13 protein-coding genes are annotated in these 20,186 nt (G+C 61.0%); 10 read left to right on the forward strand and 3 right to left on the reverse strand.

The features are described 5' to 3' along the window. Positions 1–108: 108 nt before the first annotated feature. From P9875_RS06940 to P9875_RS06980, 9 genes are all read left to right on the forward strand, one after another. Positions 109–903, forward strand: a complete 795-nt coding sequence (locus tag P9875_RS06940) for an alpha/beta fold hydrolase (protein ID WP_219310989.1) — start codon at positions 109–111, stop codon at positions 901–903. Positions 904–1,051: 148 nt separating this feature from the next. Beyond that, positions 1,052–3,256 (forward strand): TonB-dependent receptor, encoded by a 2,205-nt coding sequence (locus tag P9875_RS06945; protein ID WP_278317922.1) that lies wholly within the window; start codon positions 1,052–1,054, stop codon positions 3,254–3,256. Between the two features lie 84 nt (positions 3,257–3,340). Then, positions 3,341–4,336 (forward strand): alpha/beta hydrolase family esterase, encoded by a 996-nt coding sequence (locus P9875_RS06950; protein ID WP_278317923.1) that lies wholly within the window; start codon positions 3,341–3,343, stop codon positions 4,334–4,336. A 199-nt stretch (positions 4,337–4,535) separates the two neighbouring features. Continuing rightward, on the forward strand, positions 4,536–7,331 hold the full coding sequence (locus tag P9875_RS06955; protein WP_278317924.1) for a type VI secretion system Vgr family protein: 2,796 nt from the start codon (positions 4,536–4,538) through the stop codon (positions 7,329–7,331). A gap of 18 nt (positions 7,332–7,349) precedes the next feature. Continuing rightward, positions 7,350–9,620 (forward strand): T6SS effector phospholipase Tle3 domain-containing protein, encoded by a 2,271-nt coding sequence (locus P9875_RS06960; RefSeq protein ID WP_099400806.1) that lies wholly within the window; start codon positions 7,350–7,352, stop codon positions 9,618–9,620. A 79-nt stretch (positions 9,621–9,699) separates the two neighbouring features. Continuing rightward, entirely contained in the window at positions 9,700–11,316 is a 1,617-nt protein-coding gene (locus tag P9875_RS06965) for a type VI lipase adapter Tla3 domain-containing protein (protein ID WP_278317925.1), read from the forward strand. Between the two features lie 13 nt (positions 11,317–11,329). Beyond that, on the forward strand, positions 11,330–11,596 hold the full coding sequence (locus P9875_RS06970) for a PAAR domain-containing protein (protein ID WP_035825279.1): 267 nt from the start codon (positions 11,330–11,332) through the stop codon (positions 11,594–11,596). Between the two features lie 84 nt (positions 11,597–11,680). Further along, the gene (locus P9875_RS06975; RefSeq protein WP_278317926.1) at positions 11,681–12,340 is read left to right on the forward strand and encodes a hypothetical protein; all 660 of its coding nucleotides are present in this window, start codon (positions 11,681–11,683) and stop codon (positions 12,338–12,340) included. Positions 12,341–12,384: 44 nt separating this feature from the next. Beyond that, positions 12,385–12,819 (forward strand): DUF695 domain-containing protein, encoded by a 435-nt coding sequence (locus tag P9875_RS06980; RefSeq protein WP_100875823.1) that lies wholly within the window; start codon positions 12,385–12,387, stop codon positions 12,817–12,819. Here P9875_RS06980 and bla read toward each other — a convergent pair whose 3' ends face one another. Both bla and P9875_RS06990 read right to left on the reverse strand, forming a co-directional pair. Further along, a complete protein-coding gene (bla, locus tag P9875_RS06985; protein ID WP_278317927.1) occupies positions 12,820–13,713 on the reverse strand; it encodes a class A beta-lactamase in 894 nt (297 codons plus the stop codon). It abuts the gene before it with no gap. Beyond that, a complete protein-coding gene (locus P9875_RS06990; protein ID WP_278317928.1) occupies positions 13,706–16,381 on the reverse strand; it encodes a hybrid sensor histidine kinase/response regulator in 2,676 nt (891 codons plus the stop codon). Before P9875_RS06990 ends, bla begins: the two co-directional genes overlap by 8 nt. Positions 16,382–16,912: 531 nt before the next feature. Between P9875_RS06990 and P9875_RS06995 the strand changes: the two genes are divergently transcribed. Beyond that, on the forward strand, positions 16,913–19,138 hold the full coding sequence (locus P9875_RS06995; protein ID WP_278317929.1) for a TonB-dependent receptor: 2,226 nt from the start codon (positions 16,913–16,915) through the stop codon (positions 19,136–19,138). A 78-nt stretch (positions 19,139–19,216) separates the two neighbouring features. On the opposite strand, the gene gluQRS is transcribed toward P9875_RS06995, so the two are convergent. Continuing rightward, entirely contained in the window at positions 19,217–20,137 is a 921-nt protein-coding gene (gene gluQRS, locus P9875_RS07000; protein ID WP_278317930.1) for a tRNA glutamyl-Q(34) synthetase GluQRS, read from the reverse strand. Positions 20,138–20,186: the final 49 nt, after the last annotated feature.

The following is a 20,186-nucleotide window of genomic DNA, read 5'->3' on the forward strand; positions in this document are numbered from 1 at the left end:
GCGATTTAACTTGAAATCGGAATTCGGATTCCGTATTATGTTTTCCAACAGCAGGAAAACATATTCCTGCACCTGAACACAAAGCATGTTCAACAGCAAGGAGACAGAATGCGGCGTCACACGACATCCGATGTTCCATTGCATTACCTCGACCTCGGCAAGCAGCAGGGCGAGCCCGTGTTTCTGCTGCACGGCCTCGGCTCCTGCGCCGAAGACTGGCGCCCGCAGATCGACGCTCTCGGCAGCAGCTATCGCCTGATCGTGCCCGACCTGCGCGGCCATGGCGCCAGTCCCGCGCCCAACGGCGACTGGCAGATCGGCGACTTCGCCAACGACCTCTTCAATTTGATGGACCAGCTCGACGTGCCGCGCGCGCACATCGTCGGCTTTTCCCTGGGCGGCATGGTGGGCCTGGAAATGGCCAACCGCGCACCGGGCAGGGTGGCCAGCTTGTGCCTGATCAATTCCCAGCCGTTCCAGGGTAGCAAACCGGCCGCGCTGCTGTTTGCCTACTGGCTCCGGCGCACGGTGATCGCCACCTTCGGCCTGAAAGCCATGGGCAAGATCATCGGCAAGAAATTGTTTCCCGATCCTGCTCAGCAAGCGCTCGTCGAGCGCTTCGCCACGCAGATGGCGGGCATGGACAAGCGCGCCTACCTGGCCGCGCTGGACGCCATTTTCCACTGGGATATCGATATTCACTTCCAGGCCCTGGCCATGCCCGTCCTCATCATGGCGGCCGACCAGGATTACACGCCCGTCGCCAGCAAGCGGGCCTTTGCCGCACAGTTTCAGCAGTGCGAGATCGAGATCATCGCGAACTCGCGCCATGCCACGCCCCTGGACCAGGCGCAGCGTGTGAATACCTTGTTGCAGTCCTTCCTTACCATAAATTCAAAATAAACAGGCCACTCGCCGCACGGGCCGAGGGCCGGGAAACAGTCATCGCAGGGCAGGTGCACGCATTGCGCGCGCCGGTACCGTTACGTCTTGCGAATCTGTAAACCGGTCGTCTTCTCTGGCGGTCAGCAAGCCTGACATTGGAGACGCTATGAAACTTGCTTTGAAATTGATGCCCGCCGCCCTCGCCGTTGCCGGCGCCTTTGCCACCCAGACCCAGGCGCAGGAAGCCATCCCGGCCACTGCTGTCAGCGCCCAGGAAGCCAGCGAGGCGAAAGAACGCATGGAAACCGTCACGGTCTCTGCCCGCCGCCGCGAAGAGCGCCTGCAGGACGTGCCGCTGGCCGTCACGGCGTTTTCCGCCAAGGCCCTGGAACGGGCGAATATCCAGAACCTGGCCGACTTGCAGGAGCGCGTGCCGAACCTGACCGTGTACGCCTCGCGCGGCACGAATACGACATTGACGGCCTTCATTCGCGGCGTGGGCCAGGCTGACCCTGTCTGGGGCGTGGATCCGGGCGTGGGCATTTATTTTGACGACGTCTACATGGCCAGGCCGCAAGGCGCACTGCTCGATGTGTTCGACGTGCAACGCATCGAAGTGCTGCGCGGCCCGCAAGGCACCCTGTACGGCAAGAACACCATCGGCGGCGCCATCAAATACATTTCGCGTCCGCTGGCGAAGGAAAACGGCGTGTCGGCGGAAGTGGGTATCGGCAACTACAAGCAGCGCAACTTCAAGGCCGCCTTCAATCTGGCCAACGAGAGCGGAACCTGGCGCGCGCGCCTGGCGGCCGCCAAGCTGGATCGCGACGGTTTTGGCCGCAACACCTTCAATGGCGAACAGGTCAGCGACCAGGACAGCACGGCCGCGCGCCTGTCCGTCGGCTACTTTCCGCAAGACATCCCCTTGACCGTCGTGCTGAGCCTGGACGCCACGGATGATAAGTCCGGCGTGCGCGGTTTCCAGCGCATGGGCGTGAGCGCCTTCGACCCGCTCAAGCGACCCGCCAGCACGGATGCGTATGACATCCAGAGCGGCATGCCGGGCAACAATTTCACGCACAACCGGGGCGGCTCGCTGGTGGCCAACTACACCTTGTCGAACGACTGGTCCGTGAAAGTGATCGGCGCCAAGCGGCGCAGCACGTCCGAGCAAACCATCGACTTCGACGGCTTGCCGCAACCGATTGCCGACGTGTTCGGCGACTCGCGCGACGAACAGAAAAGCCTGGAATTGCAGGCCTCGTACAGTGGCGACTACGGCGCCGGCGTGGTCGGCCTGTACCGCTTCGAAGGCACGGCCGGCGGCGGCATCTACAACAACTTCCTGGGGCGCCAGTTCACGGCCGCCGTCAGTACGGTGGAGACGGACAGCACGGCGCTGTACACGGACTGGACCTGGCCGCTGGGCAAGGTGTGGAGCATCAATGCGGGCTTGCGCCACACGCGCGAGGAAAAGCGCGCCATCGTGCTGAACCGCGCTTTTGCCGACGTGGGCTTTACGCGGCCCATCCAGACGGCGGCTGACTTCGACAAGTCCTTGTCGGTCAGCAATACCTCGCCGAAACTGTCAGTGCGCTATGAAGCGTCGAAGACGACGAATTTCTACAGCAACCTGTCGCGCGGCTTCAAGTCGGGCGGCTACAACGTGCGCGCCAACAACCTGGTGGTGCCCGATTCGGCGCGGCCGTACAAGGATGAAAAGCTCGACGCGCTGGAAGTGGGCATGAAGTACGCGGCGCCGGACGACACGTTCGACGCCAACGTGGCCCTGTTTTACAACCGCTACAAGGATATCCAGTTGTCGGTGTTCACCAGCTACGTGCAGCCGGGCGGCGTGCCGGGCTTCTATGGCGACTTCACGAACGCGGGCAAGGCGACCGTGAAAGGCGCCGAGTTCGAATTTTCGTGGCGGCCCAACCGCCAGTGGGAAGTCAACGGCTTCCTCGCGCTGCTGAACGCCAACTATGACGAGTTCATGAGCGGCGGCAAGAACATTGCGGATACGCAAAAGTTCAGCAATACACCAGCCCGGCAAGTGGGCTTGAACCTGACACGCACGGACCGCGACGTGTTCGGCGGCGCCTTGCGCAGCATGGTCGGTTATGGCTACCGCAGCAAGGTCTACCCGACCACGGACTTGAGCGAAACGCTGGCGCAGGGCGGCTACAGCATCTGGACGGCCGGCGTCGTGTGGGAAGCGCCGAAGAACTGGACCTTCAGTCTGCATGGCAGCAACCTGGGCAATAAACGCTACCGCACGGATGGCTACAACATTCCTGCCGTGTTCATCCTCGACGGTTTCTACGGCCCGCCGCGCCAGATCATCGCCAAGGCTGGCTACAAGTTTTAAAAGGTTGTTGAAGTGCCAGCCTGGTTAGCGCCAGGCTGGTTTGTTGTCGCTGTTTTCGTCCTTAATAACAATCAGGAGACTGGCATGGCACATCTGCATCATCAACTGCGTCACTTCTTATCTGCACTCATCGCCGCCTGCGGCTTGCTGGCCGCGCTGCCGGCCGCAGCCGGACAGTGGGACTTCGGCCTGTACGCGAGCCTGTGGGGGACCCGCGAATACCAGGTCTGGTTACCGAGCAATTACAACGCCAACACGCCGCTGCCTGTCGTGCTGATGCTGCACGGCTGCGGTTCCGAGCCCAACAGCATGGCTGCCGTCAGCCGCTATAACCAGCTGGCGGACAGCGAAAATTTCATCGTCGTCTATCCGCGCCAGAACGCCACGGCCAACCCCATGCGCTGCTGGAATTTCATGTTGCCGCTGAACCAGGAACGGGGCACGGGCGAGCCGGCCGTGCTGATGGGCATCTTGAACAAGGTCAAGAGCAAGTATGCGGTGCAGGACAGCCGCGTGTATGTGACGGGCATCTCGGCGGGCGGCGCCATGGCGTCCATCATGGCCGCCTGTTATTCCGACGTGTTCGCCGCCGTGATGGTGCATTCGGGCGGCATGTACAAGGGCGCCATCGGCATGCTCACGGCCGCCGATTCGCTGTTCAACGGCAGCTCGTTCGACCCGAAAGTGCGGGGCAAGGATGCCTGGCGCTGCTCCGGTTCGCCGCGCCGCCTGATGCCGACGATGGTGTTCCACGGCACGGCCGACATCGTCGTCAATCCCGTCAACGGAGAGCAAACCATCGAGCAATTCCTGCAGACCAGCGACTATGGCGACGATGGCCTCGACAATGACAGCGTGCGCTACCGTGCCGACAGCATCGTGCGCCAGACGGTGCCGTACGGCCGCAGTTACTCCATCGACACGTATCTGCACAACGGCGCCGTCATCGCGCAAAAATACACGGTCGAGGGCATGAACCACGCGTGGAGCGGCGGCCCGCCCGGCTGGCCATTCAGCGATGAGCTGGGCCCGGACGCGACTGTGATCAGCTGGAATTTCTTCAAGAATTACCAGCGTTGATGGCGTTAGGGAATTTGCAGCTTGGACAAAGCACCTATTGTGCTGTTCAAGACCCGCCCTGCTGGCCAGGCGGAAAAGGTTGACGGAAGTAGTGGGAACCTTGGCGGGTTCTTACTAAATATCAAGTATTTCCCTGCCATCCCATGGCATTGTCGGTTCTCCAGCTTGATTCGATGCAAGTGCGAACGAGGAGAATGCCATGGACGGTGACGAGTCGATATCGGGTGCCGAGCGACCGCTGCGCCTGCGCCTGGGTGTTTCGCCCAAGGTGCCTGCCGGCGTGCTGATACCGCAGCGTATCGCCGGCAGCGAGGCCATCTGTGGCGGCATCGAATACCGCATCTTGTGTGTCTCGACGCATGCCGACTTGCCGCTGAGTAGTTTGATTGCTTTGCCCGCGGCTATCGATATCGTCACCGACCACGGGCAGCTGCGCAGTATCTGCGGCATCGTCACGCAAGCCAGCGCCGGCGACAGCGATGGCGCGCTGGCCAGCTACCAGCTGGTGCTGACGGACGCCTTCGCCATCATGGAAAAGCGCTGCAATACGCGCGTCTTCCGGCGCCTGACGGATATCGAGATCGTCAAGACCTTGCTCGATGAATGGATACGCAGCAATACCGTGCTGGCGCACGCCTTCCAGTATGCGTTTGCCGATTTCTTTGAGGCGCAAACGTATCCGCAGCGCGAATTTGTCATGCAACACAATGAGTCCGATGCGGCCTTCGTGCGGCGCCTGCTCAAGCGCAATGGCGTCGCCTGGTTTTTTCGTGCCGAGGGCAATACGGATGCACATGCCGAGCCGGCGCATACCCTGGTGCTGTTCAACCATGCCGATGGCTTGTGGAAAAACATGGCCGATACCGTGCGCTATCACGCGGACCGCGCGACGGAACAGCGTGACACCTTGACGTCGTGGAGCGAAGTGCGCAAGCTGCAGGCGGGCAAGGTGACGCGCCATAGCTGGAATGAAGAACATCCGCGCGCGCGGCCGTTCATGACCGCCGATGCCCTGGGACGGGGGACGCAGGGCATGCATGGTAATGCGATTGCCGCCACGCTCGATGATTACCGCGTGCTCCCGCCGCGTGCGGGCATGGATCATGAGGCCTTGTGCCAGCTGGGCATGCTTGCCATGCAGCAGCACGATTACGAGAGCCATTGCTTTCACGCCGAAGGCAGCGTACGCGACCTGTGCCCTGGGGAGTACTTCAGCCTGGCCGAGCACCCGGACATCGACGCCTTGCCAGTGGACGAACGCGACTTTGTCGTCACATCGCTGCAGGTGGCGGCGCAAAATAATTTACCCAGGGAGCTTGCCGCCAGGGTGGCCCGCCTGTTTGCGCGCAACCATTGGCTGGCCGACGACGCCTCGCTGCCGCAGCGCGAACTGGCGTCGATGGTGGACGAGGGTCCCTTGCGCATGCATATTGCACTGACCGCCGTGCGGCGCGGCGTGCCCATCGTCCCAGCCTATGACACACACATCGACCTGCCGCCAGTTCCCATGCAAAGTGCCGTGGTGGTGGGGCCGGCCAATGGGGAAGTCCATTGCGACGCGATGGGCAGGGTCAAGGTGCGCTTTCCCGCCACGCGCAAGCTGGACCACGAGCATGCAGGCGGCACGGGCGCCTCCGACACGGATGCCGATTCGGCCTGGGTGCGCGTCGCGTCGAGCTGGGCGGGAAACGGACCTGGCAGCATGCAGCAATGCGGCTATCTCGGTTTGCCCCGCGTCGGCAGCGAAGTTTTGCTGGCCTTTCTGGGCGGAGATCCGGACCGGCCCATCATCGTGGGACAGTTGTACAACCATAATGCGCAGCCGGTTGCCTTGAGCAAGGTGGGCGACCTGCCCGGCAACCGTTATTTGTCCGGCATCAAGAGCTGTGAGATCAAGGGCACGCGTGGCAACCAGCTGCGCTTTGACGATGTGCACGGGCAAATCAACGCTCAGCTTGCCAGCGATCACGGTTCCAGCCAGCTCAACCTGGGCTGGCTGACGCAGGACCGGCGCAATGGCCAGGGCGAGGCGCGCGGCGAAGGCGCCGAACTGCGCACCGATGAGCAACTGGCCATGCGGGCGGGCAAGGGCATGCTGATTTCGGCCTGGAAGCGCCTGAACGGCGAGGGTAGCCACATGGCGCGCAGCGAATATCTGGGCCTGATGGAAAACTGCCTGGAATTGTTCCGCTCGCTGGGTAGCTATGCGGCCACGCATCAGGGGCTGGAGCACGCGGACGAAGCGCAGCAGGAATTGCAGCACAGCTTGAAAGGCTGGGAAGGCGGCAGCAATACGCAGCCCCGTGCCGAATTGGGCGGTGCGGCGGCGATTGCCGTCACGGCGCCTGCCGGCATCAGCTTTGCCAGCTCGAAAGCTATCGTCAGCTATGCCGTCAGCAATATCGATACCGTGGCGCAGCAGCACCTGCAAGCGGTGGCAGGCCAGCGCTACAGCGTGAATGCGGGCAAGGGCATCTCGTTGTTTGCCCATGCGGATGGCATCCGCGCCATCGCCCATCATGGCAAGTTCCTGCTGCAAAGCCAGCATGACGACATGGACCTCAACGCGGCGAAAAATTTGAAGCTCACCGCCAGCGAAGGCAAGCTGACGGGCATGGCCGATGAAATCGTGTTGATCTCCAAGCACGGCGCTTTCATCCGCATCGCCGACGGCATCACCTTCGGCAGCAAGTCGCCGCTGAACTTCAATGCGCCCAATTTCATCTTCAATGACCCGCAAAGCATGGAGGTGCAATTGCCAAGCTTTGCCGAGGGCAAGGCCGACCAGCAATTCATCTTTCAATATGAAGGCGACGACAGCGCCGTCGATGGCGTGCCGCAACAACCGCAGTTGGCACCGCAGGCGCACTTTGCCGTGGAGCTGGGCGATGGCTCGTCGGCCAATGGGCGCAGCGATGGAGGCGGCAAGACGGACGTGCTGGAGCGCGCAGCGATGCACCTGGCCGCCATCGAAGTTTTCAACAACAAGGATTGATGACGCCAGGAGAGTGCGATGGGCAGCTATCCGAAAGTACCGTACGTGGTGGGCGAGGAAGTGGCGCTCCTGCATTGCGAACGCAGCGTGTGCAAGAAGGTCAAGATACGCCGCAATTTGCCGGGCAATATCATCGTCATCCATGGCGTCAACGATGTTGGCGTCAGCTACAAGGCGGTAGAGGACGGCTTGTGTACCGGCCTCGCTGCCAGGCTGGGCCGTTCATTTACGCCTGCCACTTATCGCATGCCAATGGCGGCGGACAAGGACAAGCTGGAAGACGATCCCGACGCCGTCTTCTTCAAGCGTACGATCGCCAAGGACACCAACAGCCCCGTGATTCCGTTTTACTGGGGCTACCGTGAAGTGGGAGTGAAATGCAAAACGATCAACGGCCAATTCGTTGACCGCTACGGCAACCGTCTCGACAAGGACTTGTCCAAGGAAGGCGGCCCCTTCGGTAACGCCACCAGCAATTTGCCCGATATGTGGCGTCCTGGAATCTATGCGCCAGTCGATCCCATGGGCGATGCCTTGCGTCCATTGAGGACTGCACCCGGGCGTATGTACATGGTGCTGGCGGCCCAGCGCCTGGCCGCACTGATTTCCATGATTCGCGATTACGATGCGGATGATACCGTCAGCATCGTCGCGCACAGCCAGGGCTGTCTGCTGTCGCTGCTGGCGCAAGCGATGCTGATGGAAAAGGGCTCGGCGCCGGCCGACAATTTGATACTCACGCATCCGCCTTACAGCCTGGTGGACAGCCTGCCTCTGTTGATGCGAGGAGCCGCCTGGTTCGATGGCGGCGAAGATGCAGCGATGAAGCCCTATTACCATTTGCTCAGTGGCGCGCAGACGCTGGGTGCGCGCCTGAACACCTTGGTGAATATCGTGGCTGGTGTGGCGAAAGGCAACGGCCAGGCTTGCCAGCCGCCGTTTGCCGACTTGAAAAAGGATGAGCATCGCGGCATGGTTGGCAGCCGCTGGCAGAGTGCAGAGGACCGCGATAACCGCCGCAAGGTTTATCTATATTTCTGCCCAGAAGACATGACGGTGGCACTGGATAACATCCAGGGAATAGGCTGGGATGGCGTGCCCGATTATGCATCTGGAAGCGAATTGGTTGAAGAAGAGGAGACATCCAGTCTTGATGGGTACAGTGTCTCATCCGGGCACACCAAGATAGTGGAACATAAAAAGGTGCGCAGCGCGCTGGCGGAACTGGGCGGCAGATTTTATCAGCGGGTATTCAGCAACAAGACCAGACTGGAGCCGGCTACGGGAAAAACCATGGCGTCGTTGGTTGGAAAGCCGCCGCCTTTTGATTTTCCATTAAGGCTCATGACAGAAAGCGAACAGTCCCATGTGGAGCTTTCCTTGCGTAGTCATCGTGCACAACACAATGCGGTGGTTTGGCCTGTCAATACCAGGTTGAGCAAAGTGGAACAACGTAATGGCGTACGCACCATCAATGGGGAAGCGTTGAAACAGCCGGTGTTGGCTGATTTGCGTGGCACTTCGCAAATCGATTCGCCCAATATTCCCAAAACTTCCATGATGCGAAACCGTAAACCTGAAGATCAGGGACCTGTGGAAGAAGTCGATCCCTGCGATGCATCAGTGGCACTTACCAGCGGAAGCGGCCTGCATACAAGCGCCGAGGATCGCCCGGATCCGGCTGGCTATCGCCGCTTTCCAGAGCGCGATGAGGCCATACGCGGGGCCGAATTGGCCTTGATGACGACTGCTTATAACAAGGAAAAGAAACTCGATGGCAAAGAGCCACTCGATCAACGCAAGGTCATTGCCGCTACACGCTACACGGAAGGAAATGTCTTGGCGACCATCCAGGAAAGCCCGAATGAAGCACGCTTGCGCTGGCAGCGGGAGGTCAGTGCCAAGTCTTTTCATAGCTCCATTATCGGTAGCGCGAAGAATCATAGCCAAGTGACCGCATATGACGTGGCGATTGGCAGCGGCAAGGCTAGTTCGGATCCGCAGTTCTACGCGTATTTATGTGCGGTGGCGGATTGGCGGGTGAAGGACTTAAAGAGCAACGAAAAAGGGCGCAATGGGATACGGATAAAAGAAAAATTCGTATTGGAGTTTGCGCCATATTTATCCGTCGAGCCTGCCTGGAGAAGTGCCGTGATCAATGGCACCATTGACTATTACAACACTGGAGTTTTGCCTGCAGGATTACCCTTGCTATCAGGGCCATTGTGGAAAATTGTAGTGTCACAAACAAAAAACACAAAAATAGTGACCGAAAAAAAAGCAAAATAAATGGATTTTGTAGCCCCGTCGGTAATAATTTTCTTCCGACTATTGTTCCTTCGAAACTGCAGGCCGAAAGGTGATAACCATGATGACGCTTCGTTGGTTGGGAATATCAATAGTTGTTGTGATTTTATTTTTTGGTTTGTTATGGCTCAGTGCCTTATCGAAGAGCCAGGCGCGTGAAATCGCGTCACAGTTGCAGGCGCAACAGCCAAAGACACCTATGGAGCCAGAGCAAGAGTACGTGCTGGAAGTGATCGGATTGGGGGTGACGCTGGATAAATACCGTCAGGGAAAATTGTGGGAGGCTTTGCAAAAAGGAAGTCCTTACACCAGCATACGCGAAAAAGATCCCAAGAAATACCCTTGGACGGGCGATGACAAGGACGGGGAAGGCGGCAGCAGGGCCTATGATGCGCTAGAAAATGGTGTCAATTTCACCCCGTTATACTGGGGGCTGCCATCGTTCTATGCAGGTACTCCCATCCTTGACCCGGCGGCACAACCGAGCTTAACTGAGCCGATGGCGGGACTCGTGGCTGGCGCTGGCACCTCGGGCATGGCTTGGCACTTGTTTTCGATTGCTTCCTGGAAGCTGGATGAGCATCCTGACCAATTGTTGATTGATGTGTTTGATTTTTTCGATAGGCATCCTGATGTACCCTACATCGTTTTGCATTCCGAGGACAGTGTTGGCACGCGGGATGGCAACCGGAAGCCAGGCACTGCAAGAAAACTGGTAAACGGGTATTTCATTCCGGATATGCCTGATGCCACGGCGGTATTCATCCTGGCACGCCGCGAACGAGTAGAACCGTTGCGCCCATTTGTATGGGATGACCCGGAGAATAACTTCGTCCAGGAAAAACTACGTGGCATGTATTACGAAGTCATGCAATCGCTGCCCTCGCGCGCGAAACAGCAGCGACCTGAAGCCTTCAGCGAACGTCAACCCACCGTCGCAGAATGGCTTGCCGCTGCTGCCGCCTTCGCCCAGCGGCCCGATATCCGCGGCGTGGGCTTGCATACTTTTGACAAACTCAATCCCTGGGAAAATCGCCCCCCGCGCGACTGGAAGCCGACGCCGTGGTTTCCCATTCCATGGAACCGGGAACAGATGGAAACCTTCGACCGCTTGCCCTCGTTCGGTTTCGTGCACCGGCCCGTATTCGTCAAATTTGCGGATGAAGAGGGCAAGCCCGTCACGCGGCGTGACCAGCGCCAGAAGATGTTCAATGCGGGCTGGCAGCAGGCGCTGCAAACCTTGCCGGTGGCGGAGCGCGGCAAGGGGCCAGCACGCATCGTGGCCGGTACGGGAAATCAGCCGGAGCAGTTGCTGATGCTCGAAGGTATGTTGCATGACTATGCGTCACAAGGCGGGCCGGAAATCGACAGCAGCAAGAGCGCACAGTTCATCAATACCGATCTTCGCCTGGGTAATACCGGTGCCGCCACCTGGTTTATGCAGATGGCCATCGGCGTGATGGGCAGCTATCGCGATGGCGGCGCCACTGCCGCGATTAATTTGCGCGACGGCAATGAGGCCAGCATCATCTTCATCACGCCGCCATCGGACGCCAAACGCCAGCAGCAGGATGCCAATGGCGATATCTTCCGCAGCCGCGTCACGCCCGCCGTCGATCCGGCCAACTATGCGGCGCCATCGGTGGAAGCCATCCTGGAAAGCCAGCCAGGACAATAATTCGGGAGGCTGTATGCGTAAAGTCATCCGTTTGGGCGACGCCACGTCGCATGGCGGCAAGGTGCTCAGTTGTGCCGCCACGCATTTTACGGTCAATGGCATTGCCGTGGCCTGCGTCGGGGACTTGTGCAGCTGCCCCGTCAAGGGGCATCAAGGCTGCAAGATCGCCAGCGGCTCGTCGCGGCACACCATCAACGGCATCGCCATCGCCTTTGAAGGCGATACTACCACCTGCGGTGCCAGGCTGCTCGCTGGCGGCGTCAACTTCCGCACCTCCTGACGCCGCGTCCGCCTGCCATTTCCTGCTAACTATATAATCTGCGCTTGGGCGATATCCGCCCTTGACTCCGATTGAAGGAATGCCATGCCAGCTTATTTCGTGCGCCCCTTGGTGCTGTGTGTCGTGTCGGCCGTGTGCCTCTCCGCCAGTGCCGCCGAGGCGGTGGTGGATGCGCAGCAGCGCGCGTCCTTGCTGGAATTTTATGCACAGCAATATCCGGGCGATCCGGCTGCGCGCACCGTGTTCGAGAGCGTGCCCGTCGTGGGTGGCCGCGGCAGCGAAGTGGTGGGCAGCGTGGAAACGTCGCCGTATCGGGGCCATGGTGCGCTGTGCCGGACGCAGCGCACCAAGTTCGTGCTGCACGGCGAGGGCAAGCAGGCGCGCTGGCAAGAGGCGGGCATGGAGTATTACGCCTGGCTCGACCGTGGTACCTGCCGCGCGGTGGCCGAACCCGTGCGCATGCTGCAGCGCATTCCCGATGTGGAGCTGGAAGGCGTGTTGCTGTACCAGAAGCCGCTGCTGGAGCGGGCGCGATTATTGATGGCAGGCAATACGGCCTGCGCCCCCTTGCGGGCGCTGAAATTTGCGCTGGCGGCTGTCGACGTGGGCACGGCCGCACCGCGTGCCGAAGAGCGTTATGCGCTGGTGTTCAAGAGCGACCGCGACAGCTACGCCCGTGTCTGGCTGCGCAAGAGCGGCGCCCAGTATGACGCGTGGAATGTGACTTGCCCGCCAGTACTGTAGACTGCTCGCCCTTTGCCCGATTTTACTTTTTGACTGTTGCAACCATGAACGAAAATTCCACTTCCGCCCGCAGCTGGGGCACCATCGTCACGCATAGCGACGAGATGGCCATCATCTACCGCTATGTCGATACTTTCCATGACGACTGGGACCTGTCATCGCAGCCGGATCGCATCATCATCGCCTGGCGTTATGAAGACGAAACGGGCATGCCCGCGCCGAACGAACGCGAGCACATGGAAGAGCTGGAAGCGGCGCTGGCACCCGTGGTGGAAGAGGGCGGCTTCGCCACGCTGGCGCTGGTGTCCACCGGTGAAAACCTGCGCGAATGGATTTATTACACGCAGTCGGGCGAAGAGTTTTTCAACCGCCTGAACACGGCGCTGGCGCCGCGTCCAAAGTTCCCGATTGAAATCCGCAGCGCGGCCGACCCCGCCTGGTCCACGTACGCGGGGTTTATGGCGGCGTTACCGAAGTAATTACACCAGCGCGGCCGTCACGATACGCGTGGCGGCCGTGATGATGTCCTGATTCGTGTCCGCTTTTTTCTGTTCGCGCGTGTAGTACACGGCGATGACCAGTGGCGCGCCGCTGGGCGGGTAGGCCACGCCGATGTCGTTGACGCTGCCATACGCGCCCGAGCCGGTTTTATCGGCCACCTGCCAGCCGGCAGGCACGCCGGCGCGGATGCGTTTGTCGCCCGTCGTGTTGCCGCGCATCCAGGCATCGAGTTGCTGGCGCTGCGGCGCCAGCAAGCTATTTTCCAACAACAATTGCTGCAAGCTGTGCGCCATCGACGCGGGGCTGGCCGTGTCGCGTACTTCTCCCGGGATGGCGCTGTTCAATTCCGTTTCCCAGCGTTCCAGCTGGAACATGGTGTTGCCGATGCTGCGCGCAAACGCCGTCACGGCTTGCGGCCCGCCTAATAATGTCATCAAGAAATTGGCCGCGCTATTGTCGCTGTACTGCAAGGTGGCGGCGCACAGGTCGGCGACCGTCATGCCGTCGGCCAGATGCTTTTCCGTGATGGGCGAATAGGTGACCAGTTCCTTTTTCTCGTAACGCACATGCTGGTCCAGCAAGCCCGGCTGGCTGACGCTGCGGGCCAGCACAGCACCCGCCAGCATGGCCTTGAAGGTGCTGGCCAGGGGAAAACGTTCGTCGGCGCGATAGGCAAGGCGCAGCTCGCTGCCCAGGCGCCAGGCGGCAACGCCGAGGCGTCCGCCTGCGGATTTTTCCAGCGCGGCCAGTTGCGTCTGGGCGGCGGCGATGCTGGTGGCGGGCGCGGCAAACAACATCGGTGTCGGGCACAGCAGGGCGGCGCCGCCAGCCAGCAGGAGGTTGCGGCGGATGTGGTTCGTGGATTCAGTCATGGTCTGTCAGTGTTGTTGGAGTGGAAAGAGTGGCCAGCAGTTCGCCGATGGCGAGCAGGTTGGCCGGTTTGGTCAGATGGTGGTCGAAGCCGGCCGCGCTCGATTGGCTGCGGTCGTTTTCGGCGCCCCAGCCCGTCAAGGCCACAAGCACGACGTTGGCGCCGGCCGGTATCCGGCGCAGCGCACGCGCCACTTCATAGCCGTTCATGCCGGGCAGGCCGATGTCGAGGAAGATAACGTCCGGCAGGAATTGCGGCGCCACGGCCAGGGCCTGTGCGCCGTCGTGGGCCACTTGCGTGGCGTGGCCCATCATGTCGAGCACGGCGGCGAGGGTGTCGGCCGCATCGACATTGTCGTCGACCACCAGCACGCGGAAATGGCGGCTGCTGGCGGAGCTGGCGGCGATGGCCGGTTCGGTGGGTGCCTTGGGTTCCACCGTCAGCAGCGGCAGACGCACGCTGAAGGTGCTGCCCAGGCCGGCGCCTGGACTGGCCACCGTGGCGCTGCCGCCATGCAGCTCGGCCAGGCGCCGCACCAGCGACAGGCCGATGCCCAGGCCGCCCTGCGCTCTGCCCATGTTTTGTCCCACTTGCGTAAACATGTCAAACACGGTGGCGATCGATTCGGCGGGGATGCCCACGCCGCTGTCCTTGACTTCGATCAAGGCCTCGTTGCCATCGCGTAATGCACGCAAGCTGATCTGGCCGCCCGCCGGCGTGTACTTGGCGGCATTGTTGAGCAAATTGCCCAGCACTTGCGCCAGGCGCGTGGGATCGGCCTCGAGTGGCAGCGGCTGCTCGTCGAGTTCCACTTGCAATTGGTGGCGGCCCGCCTCGATCAGCGGCATGCTCGTTTCCACGGCGCCGGCGATGATGGTTTTCAAGTCCGTGCGCTCGGGCTTGAGTTCGATCTGGCCCCGCGTGATGCGGGCCACGTCGAGTAAATCATTGACCAGATGCACCATCTGATTGACTTGCCGCTCCATCACGTCGCGCACCCGCGCCACGGTGGCGGGCTTGTCGGCGGCCAGGCGCATGATCTGCAAGCCGTTGCGGATGGGCGCCAGCGGATTGCGCAGTTCGTGCGCCAGGGTGGCCAGGAATTCCGTCTTGCGCCGGTCCATTTCGGACAAGTTGTCGGCCAGTTGGCGCAATTGCTGTTCAGATCGCTTGCGTTCGCTGATGTCGCTGAACAATACCGTCAGCAGGCGGCTGCCGGGGCCGCCCAGGCGCGCGGCGAAGACTTCGAACCAGCGCTCCATGGCCACGGCTTCGTTTTCGTAGCGCACGGGCTCGCCGGTCTTGACGACCTGGTCGTACAGGTCGAACCAGTGCTGGTCGTGGTCGGGCACGAAGCTGCGGATGGTCTTGCCGATGGCGTTTTCCAACCCCGACTGCTTGACGAAAGCGGGATTGCCTTCCAGGTAGCGGAAATCCACGGGGCGGCCTTGCTCGTCGTACAGCATTTCGATGACGCAAAAGGCCTGGTCCATCAGCTCGATCAGGGTACGGTAGCGTTCCTCGCTGCGGCGCAGCGCATCTTCCACTTGTTTCTGGCGCGTGATGTCGAGCAGGACGCCGGGCAATTGCAAGGGCGTGCCATCGGGCGCGTATTCCGCGCGGCCCCGCGCGATGACCGAACGGTACTGGCCATCGCCGGCGCCGACGCGGTAGCTGGCCTCAAACGGCGTGTGCGCCTGCAGCGCCTGGGTAATCTGCGTGCTGACTTGCTCGCGGTCATCGGGGTGGATGATGTCCAGATAGCGCGCCAGCGGCGCTGCCGTGGCCGCATCGGCATTGACGGGGAACAAGCGCGCCATATTGCTGTCGGCCGTGACCCGGTCGGCCACGATGTCCCAGTTCCAGGTGGCCACTTCGCCGGCCGCCAGGGTCAGGCGCAAGGTTTCCTCGTTCTGTTTGCTGGCCGTCAGGTCGAGCGAGATGCCGGACAGGCCGATCACGTTGCCGGCGCCATCGCTGGCGCAAGTGCCGCGCATGTGCGCCCAGTGCAGCGCGCCATCGGGCCAGCGCACGCGGATATCGACTTCGAAATCGCTGGCGCTGGCGATGGCCGCGTGCACCACTGTTTGCCAGTGCTGCAGGTCGCCGTCGAGCATGGCGCCCGTCAGCTGCGCGTAATCGATGTGGCTGTCAGGCGGCAGGCCCAGGTTGGCCTTGAAGGCATCCGAGCCGGCCATGCTGCCGCTGCCCAGGTCGATCTCCCACGTGCCCATGCGGCCGCCCTGCATGGCCAGGCGCAGCCGCTGTTCCGTCTGCCGTTGCTGCGTCACGTCGCAATGCGAGCCCAGCCATTCAACGATGCTGCCGTCGGGCGCCAGCACGGGCAGCATGCGCACGAGCATGTTGCGGTAGGCGCCGCTGACGTGGCGCAGCCGGTATTCCGCTTCGAACACGCTGGTCAGGTGCGATGGCATGACGTAAGGCAAGTTGCGGTCGTCCGGATGCAGGGCATTGACCCAGCCGCGGCCCAGCAGTTCAGCCTCGGTCTGGCCCGTGAAGGCGCGCCAGGATGGCTGGTCGGCATCGAACTGGCCGAAGGTTTTCGTGCTCCAGACGATGTCGCAATGGGCACTCAGCAGTAAATGCGCCGCCTGGGCGGCGATGGTGGCGGACGGGACGGCGTTGCTGGGCTGGCTGGATTCTGGCATGGAGGCGATCGACGATGGTGCAGGGGGCTGCCGCCGCACTGCAATGGGGCGGCTTGGCAACTCAATTCTGGCGATATTACAACTATTTTTACCGCCAGGGCTGTCTTGCTGGACGCTAATTCCGCTTTCGCGGGCCAGGTAAAAAAAGTCGCGCCCTGCGGCAGGTGATCGGGGGAAATAGCAACGAAATAGCAACGAAGTAGCAAGATAGAGGCGGTATTGTGGCTGAATAACCACTAGTCGGCCCATTATGTTGATGAATGAATATTTTACATAACAATATTCTTGCAGCGCACAAGGCGCTTGAATTAAATTGGCGCCTTACTCAAAAGTTGGTGTTCATCAGACATCCCAGAGATGCGGCCGCTACCGCTGTCAGCTTGAACGACAGCCAGGGCAGAGCCAGTGACGCCAGGAGCGGAGAGACATTCGTTCGCGCTGCTGCACCGTGATGGTGCAGACGATCATCCAGCGCCGTACATAAGCCGGAGACAGGTTTCGCAATTCTTTTTTAAACTTCTGGGAAACAACATGATCAAGATGTCCAAGATGCACAAGCGTTTGTGCGCCAAAAGCGCTGCTATGCTGGCACTGTCCGCTGCCTTGCCTATCGGCTCGGCTTACGCTGATGAAGTCGCTGCTGATACGACCCCTGCCGCCAGCCAGCTGGAAACCGTGACCGTGACGGCACAGCGCCGCAAGGAAAATATCCGCGACGTGCCCGTCTCCGTGTCGCTGCTGCGCGACGAAAAGCTCGACGTGCTGGTATCCGGCGGACAAGACATTCGCGTGCTGGCTGGCAAAGTGCCGAGCCTGAACGTGGAATCGTCGAATGGCCGCACCTTCCCCCGCTTCTACATCCGCGGCTACGGCAATACCGACTTCAACATCTTTGCATCGCAACCTGTTTCCCTGATTTACGACGATGTCGTGCAAGAAAATCCTATCCTCAAGGGCTATCCGATTTTCGACGTGGCCGGCGTGGAAGTGCTGCGCGGCCCACAAGGTACCTTGTTCGGCCGCAATACGCCTGCCGGCGTGGTCAAGTTCGAATCCGTCAAGCCGAACCTGGACAAGGTTGAAGGCTATTACAACGTCTCCGCCGCCACGCACAACACGACCAATTTCGATGGCGCCGTCAACGTGCCGCTGAGCAAAGAATGGGCCATGCGTGTCTCGACCTTGCGCCAGCACCGCGACGACTACGTCGACAACACGTTTACGGGCAAGAAAAACGCGCTGGACGGCTACAACGAACACGCCGAACGCGTGCAATTGATGTATGCGCCGAACGGCACGTTCAACGCCCTGTTCAATGTGCATCAGCGCAGCACCACGGGCAGCGCGCGCGTGTTCTTTGCCAACGCCATCAAGCTTGGCACGAATGACCTGGTCGACGGTTTCGATCCGACCAAATCCTACACCGATGCCTTGAACTTCCAGGAGCTGCGCACCAATGGCGCCAGCGCTCGCCTGAGCTGGGAACTCGACGGCGTCAAGCTGTACTCGATCACCGGTTTCGAACGCGTGGGCAAGTATGTGTCGCATGGCGACATCGACGGTGGCGCACCAGGCATGGTGCCAGCGATTCCATTCCCGGTGGAAACCGCTGGCGGCATCAGCAGCGTGAAACAGTACTCGCAAGAATTCCGCGCCGAATCGAAAAGTGCCGGTCCGCTGAATTGGCAGGCTGGCGTGTACTACTTCAATGAGGACGCCAACGGCTATACGGATAACTTCGGCGGTAGCGACCATGCGCTCGTTTCGCACCTGGCCAGCCGCCAGAAAAACACGGCCTGGGCCACCTTTGGTTCCGTCAACTATGCCGTCAACGATGACTTCATGTTGCGTGCCGGCTTGCGCTACACCAAGGACAAGAAGGATTTCAACACGGTAGTAGCGAACAACGTCCCGCAAATCAACCCGACCAGCGCCGATGTCAGCAAAGCCAAGGTCAACTGGGACCTGAGCGGTACCTACAAGTACAACAAGGACGTGAACTTCTACGGCCGTGTCGCCACCGGTTTCCGCGCACCAAGTATTGCGCCAGCCAGCAGAGATGTGTCCGTGACCGTGGCCGATGCGGAAACGATCACCTCGTTCGAAGCGGGCATCAAGGCCGACCTGTTCGAGCGCCGCGCCCGCGTCGCTTTCAGCCTGTACAACTACCAGGTGAAAAACCAGCAATTGACGGTCGTTGGCGGCACCTCGAACGTGACGCGTTTGATCAATGCGGCCAAGACGAATGGCCGCGGCGCGGAACTGGAACTGGAAGGTTTTGTCACGCCTAGCCTGAAGATGTCGCTGGGCGGCAGCTACAACTTCACAGAAATCAAGGATCCATCCCTGTCGGTAGCCACGTGCCGTAGCTGCACCGTGACCGATCCGATCAACGCCGCTAACCGTGCTGTTATCAACGGCAACCCATTGCCGCAAGCGCCGAAGTGGACGGTCACCGCCACGGGCCGCTATTCGATCCCGATGGAAAACGGCGAATTCTTCGTCTTCACGGACTGGGCTTACCGCAGCAAGATCAACTTCTTCCTGTACGAGTCCACCGAGTTCACCGGCAAGCCCATGGTCGAAGGTGGCTTGCGCGTGGGCTACACCTGGGATGCTGGCAAGTATGAAATGGCCGTTTTTGGCCGCAACATCACCGACACCCAGCGTATCACGGGCGCCATCGACTTCAACAACCGCACGGGCTTCATCAATGAGCCACGTCAGTTTGGGGTGCAGTTCAAAGGCAACTTCTAATTGCCTGATACCAGGCGCCGGCCCTAGCGGCTGGCGCCTGCGCTCCAACCCGCCGACGGTTCGCCGCGGCGGGTTTTTTTATGCGTGTATCGGAAGTTGCGACAAGCGCTGCGCCCAGGCGGGAACGGCTTGCCGCCAGAAGTCTTCCACATTCTCGGCGCGCACATCGAGGCCGAGGAAGCGGGCCGCCGGCAGCAGCGCCGACGTCAGCAGTTCGGTGGCTTGTGTTCCTGTATCGAAGGCGAGGGCGCCCGTCTGCTTGGACAGCTTTTCGCCGCTGTCGTTCGTGACGACAGGCACGTGCAGGAAGCCGGGATGCGGCAAGCCCAGCACATCCTGCAAATACAGCTGGCGTGGCGTGGAATCGAGCAAGTCAGCGCCGCGCACCACCTGCGTGATACCCTGCGCGCCATCGTCGACGACGACGGCCAGCTGATACGCCCAGTAACCATCGCCGCGCAGCACGATGAAGTCGCCCACGTCGTTGGCCAGATCCTGCCGCTGCGGACCGGCCCAGCGGTCGGCAAAAGCGTATACGGCATCGGCCCCCTGCGGCACGCGCAGCCGCAAGGCCCGCGCCGCCTTGCCCGGCGCCAAGCCGTGGCGGCAGGTGCCCGGATACACGGCGGCCCCATTTTTCGGCGCGCCCGCCTGCAAGTTCGAATCCTGAATCTCCTTGCGCGAACAGCCGCACGCATACACGAACCCGTCGTCCTGCAATTGCTTCAGCGCCGCCTGGTACAGCGGCAGCCGCCGGCTCTGCCACGTCGCCTCGCCATCCCACTGCATGCCGCAGCGCTGCAGGCTGGCCAGAATGCCGGCGTCGGCACCTTTGACATTGCGGTCATAGTCCAGATCCTCGATACGCAGCAGCCACGTGCCGCGATGCACCTTGGCATCGAGATAACTGGCCATGGCGGCAACGAGCGAGCCCATGTGCAGGGGACCGGAGGGGGAGGGGGCGAAGCGGCCGATGTAGGGGGCGGTGGGAACGGGCATGCAGAGAACTGTTGATTATGTATAGGCTTGGCGCGGTTTTTCTGGATAA

The sequence above is a fragment of the Janthinobacterium rivuli genome (genome assembly GCF_029690045.1).
In the GTDB taxonomy this organism is placed as follows: domain Bacteria; phylum Pseudomonadota; class Gammaproteobacteria; order Burkholderiales; family Burkholderiaceae_D; genus Janthinobacterium; species Janthinobacterium rivuli.